We start from the raw sequence: 12,953 nt of genomic DNA on the forward strand, positions 1-12,953 counted from the left end.
CGGAACGAGCCCGCGATGAGGCCCACACGCCTTAAGCCGGCAACAAGCCATCCGCCCGCAGCAGCGTTTCCAGGCAATGCTCCTGTACCCCATAGAACGCCTTCAACGCCTGAATCTTCTCCAGCAACGCCCCCGCCTCCAGCGGCTCGCGGCGCTTGGTGGCGAGGATCATCTTGTTCTTGTTGGTGTGCTCCAGCGAAATGAACTCGAATACCTTGGTGTCGTAGCCGCACGCCTCCAGGTACAACGCGCGCAGGCTGTCGGTCAGCATCTCCGCCTGCTGCCCGAGGTGCAGCCCATATTGCAGCATCGGCTTGAGCAGCCCCGGCGTGTGCAACTGCGGGCGAATCTGCTTGTGGCAGCACGGCGAGCACATGATGATCGCCGCCCCACAACGGATCCCGGTATGGATCGCGTAGTCGGTTGCTATGTCGCAGGCGTGCAGGGCAATCATCACCTCGATGGCACTCGGCACCACTGTGCGCACATCGCCATGCTCGAACACCAGCCCCGGATGCTCCAGGCGGGCCGCCGCGGCGTTGCACAGGTCGACCATGTCCTGGCGCAGTTCCACCCCGGTCACCTGCGCCTCGCGCTGCAGGGTATTGCGCAGGTAATCGTGAATCGCAAAGGTCAGGTAGCCCTTGCCCGAACCGAAGTCGGCTACCCGCAGCGGCTGCTCTGCCGTCAGCGGGGCACTGTTCAGGGCGTGGGAAAACACCTCGATGAACTTGTTGATCTGCTTCCACTTGCGCGACATCGCCGGGATCAGCGCCTGCTGCTGGTCGGTCACGCCCAGGTCGCGCAGGAACGGCCGGCTCAGCTCCAGGTAGCGCTTCTTCTCGCGGTCATGCTCGCCCGCCGGAACCACACGCGCCTGCTGCACGGCATTGCGGTGCAGCATCGGCTTGCCCTTCTTGCTGAACTCCAACTGCACTTCGTCGCTCAGGCTAAGCAGGTGGGCATTGCGGAACGATGCCGGCAGCAGCTCGGCAATCAGCGCCTGGGCGTCTTCCAGCGGCAGGTTGCGGGTGATGTCGCGAGTCTTGTAACGATAGACAAACGACAGGCTGGGCTGGCCCTTGACCATCAACGGCTTGGCGATCACCCGTTGCAGGTCGACCTCGTCGCCGACATGGCGCGCCAGCACCAGCTTGATGAAGGCTTCCTGTTGCAGGGCAGTCGCAAGCAGCGCCAGAAATTGCGCACGCGCATCCGGCGCGGCCTGGGCGGTGGAGGTGTCGGACATGGGGAATGGGTGCCTCGGGAATGACGGGGGCGCCGCAGGGCGCACGATGCCGGGCATTTTACGTGGATGCCCGGCGCACGCCCAGCGTTTGTCGATCAGCGCTGCCGCTTGCCCAGCACTAGCGCAGGATCACCAGGCGATTGGGCAACTCGTTGCGCGCCTGGGTCAGCGGCACGTGCTGGCTGAGCAGCTTGCCGCAGGCCTCGATGCAACTGACGAACCCCTGCACCGTCTGCCCGGCACGCACCTGCTCGGTGAAACGCTGCACGATGGCCTCCCACACCTGGTTATCCAGCCGCCGGGAAATCCCCTCGTCGACGAGGATCTCGACATACCGCTCGGCCTCACTGACAAAGATCAGCACCCCGGTGCTACCCAACGTGTGGTGCAGGTTCTGCTCCAGAAACTGCCGCCGCGCCAGGTTCGACGCACGCCAGTGGCGCACCGTACGCGGAATCAGCCGGGCGGTCAGGAATGGCAGGCGAAACAGCAGGCACAGCACCAGGAAACTCAGCCACTGCAGCATCAGCAAGCCGTGCACGCTGAACCAGCCGGTCAGGTAGAACACCAGTCCAGGCAGCACCAGCGCCAGCAGGCTGGCCCACAGCAACGGGATATAGGTGTAGTCGTCGGCGCGGGCGGCCAGCACCGTGACCAGTTCGGCATCGGTGTGCCGTTCGACTTCGGCGATCGCCTCGGCGACCTGACGTTGTTCGTATTCGCTGAGCAGTGCCATATCGCGCTTCACGTCTCTGTGAGTGTTGTTTTACCAGCCGCCCGACGAACCGCCGCCACCAAAGCTGCCGCCGCCACCGCTGAAACCGCCACCACCGCCACCGCCACCCAGACCGCCGAAACCGCCGCCCAGGCCACCGCCGAATCCGCCGCCGGAGCGTCCACCGCCCAGGCCCTGCAAGGCAAACACGATGATGATCAACAGAATGAACAGGCCCACACCCCAGGCCGTCGGGCCGTCTTCGCGACTGCTGCCAACGGCCCGCGCCGGCTCGGCCAGCGGCTCGCCGCCGAGTACCCGGAGCATCGCTGCGGTGCCTTGGAGGATGCCCTGGCTGAACTCGCCGCGGCGAAACGCCGGGGTGATCACGCTGTTGATGATGACCGAGGACTGCGCGTCGGTCAGGCGTTCTTCCAAGCCATAGCCGACTTCGATGCGCAGCTTGCGCTGGTTCGGGGCGACGATCAACAACGCGCCGTTGTCCTTGCCGCGCTGGCCGATGCCCCAGTGCCGGCCGAGCTGATAGCCATAGTCTTCGATGCCCTGGCCTTGCAGGTCGGGCACCGTCACCACGACTACCTGCTCGCCGCCGCTGGCCTGTTCATGTGCGGCAAGCATCTGCTCCAGCTGGGCGCGGCTGGCGGCGTCGAGCAGGTGCGCATCGTCCACCACCCGCCCGGTCAGGCTCGGGAATACCGGTTCGGCGCGCAGCAGCGCACTGGCCAGCAGCAGCGCCAGCAGCAACGCAGCCTTGAGCGCGCGCATCAGAATTTCACTTCAGGCGCTTTGTCGGCATCGGTGGCGGTGGCCTCGAAGGTTTCCCGCAGCGGCATGTCGCTGTACATCACGCTGTGCCAGATGCGTCCGGGGAACGTACGGATCTCGGTGTTGTAGCGCTGCACCGCCGCGATGAAATCCTTGCGCGCCACGGCAATGCGGTTTTCCGTGCCTTCAAGTTGCGATTGCAGGGCCAGGAAGTTCTGGTTCGACTTCAGGTCCGGGTAGCGCTCCGAGACCACCATCAGCCGGCCCAGCGCACCGCCCAACTGCTGCTGCGCAGCCTGGAACTGGCGCAGTTTCTCCGGGTCGTCCAGGGTACTGGCATCGACCTTGATCGAGGTGGCCTTGGCACGCGCCTCGATGACCGCGGTCAGGGTTTCCTGTTCCTGTTTGGCGTAGCCTTTGACTGTTTCCACCAGATTGGGGATCAGGTCGGCACGGCGTTGATACTGGTTCTGCACCTGCGCCCAGGCCGCCTTGACCTGCTCGTCGTAGTTGGGAATGTTGTTGATTCCGCAACCGGCCAGAAGGCTGGCCAGCACGACCAGCACCGCGAATCTTGCACGATGGATTACCTGCATCTTGGCAACGCTCCTTGAGTCTGCGTAAAGCCTCTGACTTGAGGCATAATCGCGAACCGCCGCTGGATGGCGACGGCCCGATCGGCTAAAAGATGCCCCAGCACACTACAACAATAGCCGCTTCCCCCATTTCGGCTGGGTCGTATCCCCGTGAATACGGCCGCAAGCCACGAGAGCTGAATACATGAACAAGCTGTGTTTGCTGGGCCTGCTCGTCAGCCTGGCCAGTCAGACGGCCTTGGCCGCTGCCCCTGCCGAGCCCCTGAAGAACAAGGACGCCTTCATCAGCGACCTGTTGAAGCAAATGACCGTGGAAGAAAAGATCGGCCAGTTGCGCCTGATCAGCATCGGCCCGGAAATGCCCCGCGAGCTGATCCGCAAGGAAATCGCGGCCGGGCGCATCGGCGGCACCTTCAACTCGATCACCCGCGACGAAAACCGGCCGATGCAGGACGCCGCGATCAACAACAGCCGGCTGAAGATCCCGATGTTCTTCGCCTATGACGTGATCCACGGCCACCGCACCATCTTCCCGATCAGCCTGGGCCTGGCGTCCAGCTGGGACATGGACGCCATCGCCCGCGTCGGCCGTACCTCGGCCATCGAGGCCGCGTCCGACGGCATCGACATGACCTTCGCACCGATGGTCGACATCGCCCGCGACCCGCGCTGGGGCCGCACCAGCGAAGGCTTCGGCGAAGACACCTACCTGGTCTCGCGGATCTCCCGCGTCATGGTCGAATCCTTCCAGGGCCAGAGCCCGGCGAATGCCGACAGCATCATGGCGGCGGTCAAGCACTTCGCCCTATACGGCGCGGTGGAAGGCGGACGCGACTACAACACCGTCGATATGAGCCCGGCCAAGATGTACAACGACTACCTGCCACCGTACCGCGCCGCCATCGACGCCGGTGCTGGCGGCGTGATGGTCGCGCTGAACTCGATCAACGGTGTGCCGGCCACCTCCAACACCTGGCTGATGAACGACCTGCTGCGCAAGGAGTGGGGCTTCAAGGGCGTCACCGTCAGCGACCATGGCGCCATCGGCGAACTGGTCCGCCACGGCGTGGCCAAAGACGGCCGTGAAGCGGCGAAACTGGCGATCAAGGCCGGCATCGACCTGAGCATGAACGACAGCCTGTACGGCGAAGACCTGCCGACGCTGCTCAAGTCCGGCGAGGTCAGCCAGGCCGACCTCGATAACGCCGTGCGCGAGATTCTCGGCGCCAAGTACGACATGGGCCTGTTCAAGGACCCGTACGTGCGCATCGGCCAGGCCAAGGACGATCCGGCCGACGTTTACGCCGACAGCCGCCTGCACCGCGACACTGCGCGCGACGTTGCCCGCCGCAGCCTGGTGCTGCTGGAAAACCGCAACCAGACCCTGCCACTGAAAAAAGCCGGGACCATCGCCCTGGTCGGCCCGCTGGCCGACGCCCCCATCGACATGATGGGCAGCTGGGCCGCCGCTGGCCGGCCGAAGCATTCGGTCACCGTGCGCAAAGGCCTGGAAACCGCACTGGGCGACAAGGCCAAGCTGGTCTACGCCAAAGGCTCGAACATCACCGCTGACAAGGCGATTGTCGACTACTTGAACTTCCTCAACTTCGACGCCCCGGAAATCATCGACGACCCGCGCCCGGCCGCGGTGCTGATCGACGAGGCGGTCAAGGCCGCGCAGCAGTCCGACGTAGTGGTGGCCGTGGTCGGCGAGTCGCGCGGCATGTCCCACGAATCGTCGAGCCGCACCAGCCTGGAAATCCCGGCGGCGCAGCGCGAGCTGATCAAGGCCCTGAAAGCCACCGGCAAGCCGCTGGTGCTGGTGCTGATGAACGGCCGGCCGCTGGCCCTGGCCTGGGAGCGCGAGCAAGCCGACGCGATCCTCGAAACCTGGTTCAGCGGCACCGAAGGCGGCAACGCCATTGCCGATGTCCTGCTCGGCGACTACAACCCATCGGGCAAGCTGGCGATCACCTTCCCGCGCTCGGTCGGGCAGATCCCGATGTACTACAACCACCTGCGCATCGGCCGGCCGTTCACCCCGGGCAAGCCAGGCAACTACACCTCGCAGTACTTCGAAGAGCCTAACGGCCCGCTGTATCCGTTCGGCTACGGCCTGAGCTACAGCGACTTCAGCCTTTCGAAGCTGAGCCTGTCGGCGAAAACCCTGAAGCAGGGGCAGAACCTCGACGCCAGCGTGGTGGTGAAGAACACCGGCAAGCGCGACGGCGAAACCGTGGTGCAGTTGTACATTCAGGACGTTGCCGCGTCGATGAGCCGCCCGGTCAAGGAATTGAAGAACTTCCAGAAGGTCATGCTCAAGGCTGGCGAGGAACGCACCCTGCACTTCAGCATCAAGGCCGACGACCTGAAGTTCTGGAACAACCAGCTGCAGTTCGCAGCCGAGCCGGGCGAGTTCAACGTCCAGATCGGCCTCGACTCCGAGGCGGTGCAACAGCAGAGTTTCGAGCTGCTGTAAGCCGCGCCCATGCTCACGGGGAAGTGCCAGGAAGCCTTCCCCATTGCCGGGATAGTGCCCGCCATGCCTTTTTCCTTGCGAGCCCTGCGTCTGGGGCTGATCCTCCTGTTGATCACCGCCGGCACCCTGCTGGCGGCCGGCTGGGCCATGCACCAGGCCAAGCGCCAGGCCATCGTCGAAGATGCCGGGCGCGCCAGCCAGCAACTGGGCCTCTACGCCACCTCGCTGCACACCCTGATCGAGCGCTACCGGGCCTTGCCGGCGGTGCTCGCGCTGGACCCGGAACTGATCGACGCCCTCGCCGCGCCAGTCGACCAGGCCACCCAGGATGCGCTGAACCTCAAGCTGGAACGGATCAACGGCGCCGCCAACTCCTCGACCCTGGAACTGCTCGACCGCAACGGCCTGGCCGTGGCCGCCAGCAACTGGCGCCTGCCGGTCAGCTATGTCGGCCAGAACTACGGCTTCCGGCCGTACTTCAAGCAGACCCGCACCCAGGGTAGCGGGCGCTTCTATGCGGTGGGGGTAACCAGCGGCATCCCCGGCTACTTCCTCTCCAGCGCCATCAACGGCGAGCAGGGCGAGTTCCTCGGCGCCATGGTGGTCAAGCTGGAGTTCCCCGAACTGGAGCGCGAATGGAGCCAGGGCAGCGACGTCCTGCTGGTCAGTGATTCGCGCGGCATCGTCTTCATTGCCAACCAGGAAGGCTGGCGCTACCGTGAACTGCGGCCACTGTCGGCGTCCGACTTCAACGAGCTGGAGGCCACCCGGCAGTACGACAAGCAGCCGCTGGTGCCGTTGCAGCGCCAGGTGCTCAGCCGCTTCGACGACAACAGCCATCTGGTCCGCGTGCAGGGCCCCGGCGGCAACCTCGATTACCTGTGGGAAAGCCTGCCGCTGGAAGCCGAAGGCTGGACCCTGCACCTGCTGCGCAAACCGCAGCCGGGCAACGACGGGCGCAATGCCGGCCTGGCCGCAGCGGCGATCTGGCTGACCCTGGTGTTCGCGATTCTTTTCGTCAGCCAGCGCCTGCGCCTGTCGCGGCTGCGCCAGCGTAGCCGGGAAGAACTGAAGGAACTGGTCGAATTGCGCACCCGTGACCTGCGCACCGCCCAGGAAGGCCTGGTGCAATCGACCAAGCTGGCCGCCCTCGGGCAGATGTCGGCGGCCCTGGCCCACGAACTGAACCAACCGCTGACCACCCAGCGCATGCAACTGGAAACCCTGCGCCTGCTGCTCGACAACCAGCGCTACGATGAAGCGCGCAAGGCCCTGCAACCGCTGGAGCAGATGCTCACGCGCATGGCCGCGCTCACCGGCCACCTGAAGACCTTCGCCCGCAACAGCCCCAGCGGCCTGCGCGAACGCCTCGACCTGGCCGGCGTGGTCGACCAGGCGCTGCAACTGCTCGACCCACGAATCCGCGCCGAGGAAGTCGGCGTGGCGCTGTACCTGGCCCGTCCGGCGTGGGTTCGCGGCGATGCCATCCGCCTGGAGCAGGTGCTGATCAACCTGGTGCGCAACGCCCTCGATGCCATGGCCGACAAGCACTACAAACGCCTTGAAATACGCATCGACATCGCTGCCGACTGCTGGCGCCTGAGCGTGCTCGACAGCGGCGGCGGAATTGCCGAGGAGCACCTGAACAGTGTGTTCGACCCGTTCTTCACCACCAAGCCGGTGGGCGAAGGCCTGGGCCTGGGCCTGGCGATTTCCTATGGCATCATCCACGAAGCCGGTGGCCGCCTGCAGGTCGACAACCAGCCCGGTGGTGCCCGCTTCAGCTTCACCCTGCCCATCGACCCGGAGCCTGTATGTTGAATTCGGTGATTGTCGTCGACGACGAAGCCAGTATCCGCAGCGCGGTCGAGCAGTGGCTGGGCCTGAGCGGTTTCGCCGTGCAGCCGTTCAGCCGTGCCGAGGACTGCCTGGCCCAGTTGCCGGCGCACTTTCCCGGGGTGATTCTCAGCGACGTGCGCATGCCCGGCATGGGCGGCCTGGCGTTGCTTGAGCAGTTGCAACAGCGCGATGCCGACCTGCCGGTGATCCTGCTCACCGGGCACGGCGACGTGCCGATGGCGGTCGAGGCGATGCGCAACGGTGCCTACGACTTCCTGGAAAAACCCTTCACCCCGCAAACCCTGCTCGACAGCCTGCGCCGCGCCCTGGAGAAACGCCAACTGGTGCTGGAGAACCGCCGCCTGCACGAACAGGCCGACCAGAAGTCGCGCCTGGAAGGCACCCTGCTCGGCATGTCGGCGGGCATGCAGCAATTGCGTCGGCAGGTACTCGACCTCGCCAGCTTGCCGGTCAACGTGCTGATCCGTGGCGAGACCGGTAGCGGCAAGGAGCGCGTGGCGCGTTGCCTGCACGATTTCGGGCCGCGTGCCGCGCAGCCGTTCGTGGCACTGAACTGCGCGGCAATTCCCGAGCACTTGTTCGAAGCCGAACTGTTCGGCCATGAAAGCGGCGCGTTTACCGGCGCCCAGGGCAAGCGCATCGGCAAACTGGAATATGCCAATGGCGGCACCGTGTTCCTCGACGAAATCGAGAGCATGCCGCTGGCCCAGCAGGCCAAGCTGCTGCGCGTGTTGCAGGAGCAGCAGCTGGAGCGCCTGGGCGCCAACCAGAGCATCAGCGTCGACCTGCGGATCATCGCCGCGACCAAACCCGACCTGCTCGAAGAAGCCCGTGCCGGGCGCTTTCGCGAGGACCTCGCCTACCGCCTGAACGTCGCCGAATTGCGCCTGGCGCCACTGCGCGAACGCCGCGAAGACATCCCGCTGCTGTTCGCACATTTCGCCCACACCGCCGCCGAGCGCCTCGGTCGCAGTGCCCCGGCACTGAACGCTGCACAGCTGGGCCGGCTGCTCGGCCAGGACTGGCCGGGCAATGTTCGCGAGCTGGCCAACGCCGCCGAGCGCCACGCCCTCGGCCTGGGTGAACCGCAGCCACTGGTCGCGACGGCCGGGCAATCGCTGGCGGCCCAGCAGGAAGCCTTCGAAGCGCAATGCCTGCGCGCCGCGCTGGCCCGGCACAAAGGCGATATCAAGGCGGTCATGGAAGAACTGCAACTGCCGCGGCGTACCCTCAACGAGAAGATGCAGCGGCACAACCTGCTGCGCGAAGACTTTCTCGATCGCCCCTAGCGATAGGCGGATTCTTGCCTATCGCTCCGCAGCATTGAGCGGATTTCCGCTCAACCATCACTGACAAACCCTTCTAATACGGGCCTTCGCGGCCTGGCACGGCTTCTGCTATAGCCGGGTAAGGCTGCGTTTCGGCGCGCTTCACAACAACAACTAGAAGGTCCCGTCCATGGATAACTCCACCACCCTGCCTGCCGGGGCGGCCATAGCGCCTGCTGCGGAAAAAACCACCTCCAGCCGCCTCAAGTCGATTTTCAGTGGCTCCATCGGCAACATGGTCGAATGGTACGACTGGTACGTCTACGCGGCATTCTCGCTGTACTTCGCCAAGGCCTTCTTCCCGGCAGGCGACACCACTGCGCAACTGCTCAACACCGCTGCGATTTTCGCCGTAGGCTTCCTGATGCGCCCGATCGGTGGCTGGCTGATGGGCCTGTACGCCGACCGCAAGGGGCGCAAGGCCGCCCTGATGGCTTCGGTGCTGCTGATGTGCGCCGGTTCTCTGGTGATTGCCCTGACCCCCGGTTATGAAACCATCGGCGTCGCCGCGCCGATCCTGCTGGTCATTGCCCGCCTGCTGCAGGGCCTCTCGGTCGGCGGCGAATACGGCACCTCGGCCACCTACCTCAGCGAGATGGCGACCAAGGAGCGTCGCGGCTTCTTCTCCAGCTTCCAGTACGTGACACTGATTTCCGGCCAGCTCATCGCGCTGGCGGTACTGATCATCCTGCAACAGACCCTGACCACCGAGCAGCTGTATGCCTGGGGCTGGCGTGTGCCGTTCGTGATCGGCGCGCTGTGCGCGGTGGTTGCGCTGTACCTGCGGCGTGGCATGGAAGAAACCACCTCGTTCACCAAGAAAGAGCAGGAAACCGACAAGCCGAAGGAAAGCCTGATGCGCACGCTGATGCGCCACCCGAAAGAGCTGGCCACTGTCGTCGGCCTGACCATGGGCGGCACCCTGGCGTTCTACACCTACACCACCTACATGCAGAAGTACCTGGTGAACACGGTGGGCATGAGCATCAGCGACTCGACCACTATTTCGGCGGCCACGCTGTTCCTGTTCATGTGCCTGCAACCGGTGATCGGCGCGCTGTCCGACAAGATTGGCCGACGGCCGATCCTGATCGCCTTCGGCGTGCTCGGCACACTCTTCACCGTACCGATCCTCAGCACCCTGCACACCATCGAAACCTGGTGGGGCGCGTTCTTCCTGATCATGGCCGCGCTAATCATCGTCAGCGGCTACACCTCGATCAACGCCGTGGTCAAAGCCGAGCTGTTCCCGACCGAGATCCGCGCGCTGGGCGTGGGCCTGCCGTATGCACTGACCGTGTCGATCTTCGGCGGTACCGCTGAATACGTGGCGCTGTGGTTCAAGAGCGCGGGCATGGAAACCGGTTACTACTGGTACGTGACGGCCTGCATCGCCTGTTCGCTGCTGGTGTATGTGTTCATGAAGGACACCCGCAAGCATTCGCGGATCGTCACCGACTGAGCGTCGCCGTCACCCAAAAAAGGGGCGCCCTGTGAAGGGCGCCCCTTTTTCATGGGCAATGCTCAGGACAGCTCTGCCACCGCCAGTCGGCTTTTGCGCTGGGTGACGTTGTAGGACAGGCCGATCATCCCCAGCAGAATCGCGCCAAGCACGGCGGACGAACCGACGGTGCCGAAGTCCAGCCCGCCCTTTTCATGCGGCTTGGTCAGGAAGTCGCCCAGGGTGGCGCCAAACGGCCGGGTCAGGACGAAGGCGACCCAGAACAGCAGCACCGCAGACAGGCGTGTCCAGTAGTGTGCCAGCACCACAACGCCGATGGCACTGCCAATGAGCAGGGCACCGCCGGCAAAACCCAGCCCCGAGTCGTCGGCCAGGTAGTCGCCCAGTGCCGTGCCGAGGGTGTTCGAGAACAGGATGGCCACCCAGTAGAACAGCTCGCCGCGCCGGCTGCGGATATTGTTGACGTTGAGCGGGTCGCCGCTCAGGCGCCAGATCGCGAAGGTCAGCAACAGGATGCCAATAAGGATCGCCGAGCCCGTGGCATAACCCAGGCCCAGGGTGCGGTCCATGAAATCGGACATGGTGGTGCCGGCGGTACTGGTGGAAAGAATCACCAGCCAGTACAGCACCGGGTGAAAGCGTTTGGACAGCAGCTGGGTCACCAGGGTGACGAGAAACACGCTGATCAGCAGCAGCGAGCTGAGCGCGTAGCCGACGTTGAGCGTCATCGACAGCAGGTCGCCTGCGGTTTCACCCAGGGTGGTGGCGCAGATTTTCATGATCCAGAACGCAAGCGTGATCTGGGGAAGTTTATTCATCGGGTGCCGCTCCTTTATTTGAGTGCGGCAAGGGTGCTCAGCAGCGCATGAAAAATCAGTTGGGGAGAAATGAAAAAAGTATTTGAGAGGGCGTTAATGCCCGATTAATTCGAGCTGGGCATTGTGCTTGGACCAGGAAACGACGGTATTGGCAATCGCGGGCTGACCTCGCAATTCAAGCATTACTGCCGAGTATCGAATCGATTGAATCGATATTTAAGCGCTAATTTTTGCGCTTTTTAATCAAATTAATCGGCGTAGCATTAAACCCATAGAAACAAACAACCCCACTACCCCGGAGCAACCACCATGAAAACCAACCTGATCCTGACCTTCGCTTTCTCCGTCCTGGCTGCCAGCGCTGCCTTCGCCGAAGACGGTTCCGAGCGCACCAACATCCACAGCTTCGCCGTTGAACAGACTCAACCGGTCAACGTCGCCGAAGATGGTTTCGATCGCACCGGCGCTGCCAAAGTCGCCGAAGACGGCTTCGATCGTACCGGCGCCGCCAAAGTCGCCGAAGACGGCTTCGATCGCACCGGCGCCGCCAAAGTCGCCGAAGACGGCTTCGATCGCACCGGCGCCGCCAAAGTCGCCGAAGACGGCTTCGATCGCACCGGCGCCGCCAAAGTCGCCGAAGACGGCTTCGATCGTACCGGCGCCGCCAAAGTCGCCGAGGATGGTTTCGATCGCACCCCGGCCCACCGCATCAGCTAACCCCCGATGCGCGTCGCCCCAGCCCGGCTTCGGCCGGGCTTAGTCGTTTTCAGGGCTCGCCGGTCTTGGCACACTAGGCCACCTTCACGCCCACAAGGCCCACCGATGTACTACTACGAACCCGCAAAAGGCCACGGCCTGCCCCACGATCCGTTCAACGCCATCGTCGGCCCGCGCCCGATCGGCTGGATCTCCAGCCAGGACCGCGACGGTCGCCTGAACCTGGCGCCCTACAGTTTCTTCAACGCCTTCAACTACATTCCGCCGATCATTGGTTTCTGCAGCGTCGGGCGCAAAGACAGCCTGAACAACATCGAGCAGACCGGCGAGTTCGCCTGGAACCTGGCCACCCTGCCACTGGCCCAGGCGATGAACCAGAGCTGCGCCGCCGTGGCGCCGGAAGTCGATGAGTTCGCCCTGAGCCAACTGACCCCGGTAGCCTCGCGGGTGATCGCCGTGCCGCGTGTGCAGGAAAGCCCGGTGTCGTTCGAATGCAAGGTCAGCCAGATCATCCAGCTGCAGCGCGCCGATCAGGTGCTGGTGCCGAGCTGGCTGATTCTCGGTGAAGTGGTGGCGGTGCACATTGCCGAGCACCTGCTCAAGGACGGCGTCTACGACACCGCCGCAGCCCAGCCGATCTTGCGCGGCGGCGGCCCGGCGGATTACTTCGAACTGGGCAACCTGTTCAAGATGCGGCGCCCCGAGGCCTGATCACCAGATCAGTTCGGCGTCGGCGCTGACCCCGACCAGGCGCTCGAGCTCGGCGCAAGCCGCTTCGTCGGCGGCCAGTGCGGTGCTGAAGGTTTGCCCGTCGAGCACCTTGTGAAAGCGCGGCGCGCCGCCAGCGCCCAGGCCTTTTACGGCGATCGCGGCGCTGTAGCCAGCCTCGCCCGGTACCACTGCCGAAACAGCTTCGAATGCCGCGAATTCTTTACGTGCCATG

12 protein-coding genes are annotated in these 12,953 nt (G+C 64.4%); 6 read left to right on the plus strand and 6 right to left on the minus strand.

The genetic code is table 11. From position 1 onward, the window contains the following. Positions 1–31 precede the first annotated feature (31 nt). From DCO48_RS10210 to DCO48_RS10225, 4 genes are all read right to left on the minus strand, one after another. Entirely contained in the window at positions 32–1,249 is a 1,218-nt protein-coding gene (locus tag DCO48_RS10210) for an SAM-dependent methyltransferase (RefSeq protein ID WP_116550483.1), read from the minus strand. Between the two features lie 118 nt (positions 1,250–1,367). Further along, positions 1,368–1,985, minus strand: a complete 618-nt coding sequence (locus DCO48_RS10215) for a TPM domain-containing protein (RefSeq protein ID WP_116550484.1) — start codon at positions 1,983–1,985, stop codon at positions 1,368–1,370. Between the two features lie 30 nt (positions 1,986–2,015). Beyond that, the gene (locus DCO48_RS10220; RefSeq protein ID WP_116550485.1) at positions 2,016–2,750 is read right to left on the minus strand and encodes a YgcG family protein; all 735 of its coding nucleotides are present in this window, start codon (positions 2,748–2,750) and stop codon (positions 2,016–2,018) included. Beyond that, positions 2,750–3,346, minus strand: coding sequence for a LemA family protein (locus tag DCO48_RS10225; protein WP_116550486.1), 597 nt, complete (start codon positions 3,344–3,346; stop codon positions 2,750–2,752). The genes DCO48_RS10220 and DCO48_RS10225 overlap by 1 nt, the downstream gene beginning before the upstream one ends. A gap of 184 nt (positions 3,347–3,530) precedes the next feature. Between DCO48_RS10225 and bglX the strand changes: the two genes are divergently transcribed. The 4 genes from bglX to DCO48_RS10245 all read left to right on the plus strand — a co-directional run bounded on the left by bglX (position 3,531) and on the right by DCO48_RS10245 (position 10,475). Then, positions 3,531–5,825: a beta-glucosidase BglX gene (gene bglX / locus DCO48_RS10230; RefSeq protein WP_116550487.1), complete on the plus strand. Its 2,295-nt coding sequence runs from the start codon at positions 3,531–3,533 to the stop codon at positions 5,823–5,825. Positions 5,826–5,888: 63 nt separating this feature from the next. After that, complete coding sequence (locus tag DCO48_RS10235; RefSeq protein ID WP_116550488.1) at positions 5,889–7,646, plus strand: ATP-binding protein; 1,758 nt, start codon at positions 5,889–5,891, stop codon at positions 7,644–7,646. Further along, a complete protein-coding gene (locus tag DCO48_RS10240) occupies positions 7,640–8,974 on the plus strand; it encodes a sigma-54 dependent transcriptional regulator (RefSeq protein WP_116550489.1) in 1,335 nt (444 codons plus the stop codon). Before DCO48_RS10235 ends, DCO48_RS10240 begins: the two co-directional genes overlap by 7 nt. Positions 8,975–9,143: 169 nt before the next feature. Next, positions 9,144–10,475 carry an MFS transporter gene (locus DCO48_RS10245; protein WP_116550490.1) on the plus strand — a complete coding sequence of 444 codons (1,332 nt, stop codon included), beginning with the start codon at positions 9,144–9,146 and terminating at the stop codon, positions 10,473–10,475. A gap of 62 nt (positions 10,476–10,537) precedes the next feature. Here DCO48_RS10245 and DCO48_RS10250 read toward each other — a convergent pair whose 3' ends face one another. Then, positions 10,538–11,293, minus strand: coding sequence for a hypothetical protein (locus DCO48_RS10250; protein ID WP_116550491.1), 756 nt, complete (start codon positions 11,291–11,293; stop codon positions 10,538–10,540). Positions 11,294–11,602: 309 nt separating this feature from the next. Between DCO48_RS10250 and DCO48_RS10255 the strand changes: the two genes are divergently transcribed. Both DCO48_RS10255 and DCO48_RS10260 read left to right on the plus strand, forming a co-directional pair. Continuing rightward, positions 11,603–12,010 carry a heme utilization protein gene (locus DCO48_RS10255; protein WP_116550492.1) on the plus strand — a complete coding sequence of 136 codons (408 nt, stop codon included), beginning with the start codon at positions 11,603–11,605 and terminating at the stop codon, positions 12,008–12,010. Positions 12,011–12,115: 105 nt separating this feature from the next. After that, on the plus strand, positions 12,116–12,721 hold the full coding sequence (locus DCO48_RS10260) for a flavin reductase family protein (protein WP_116550493.1): 606 nt from the start codon (positions 12,116–12,118) through the stop codon (positions 12,719–12,721). Here DCO48_RS10260 and DCO48_RS10265 read toward each other — a convergent pair whose 3' ends face one another. Next, a complete protein-coding gene (locus DCO48_RS10265) occupies positions 12,722–12,952 on the minus strand; it encodes a hypothetical protein (RefSeq protein WP_116550494.1) in 231 nt (76 codons plus the stop codon). Position 12,953: the final 1 nt, after the last annotated feature.

The sequence above is a fragment of the Pseudomonas sp. SDI genome (assembly GCF_003105155.1).
In the GTDB taxonomy this organism is placed as follows: domain Bacteria; phylum Pseudomonadota; class Gammaproteobacteria; order Pseudomonadales; family Pseudomonadaceae; genus Aquipseudomonas.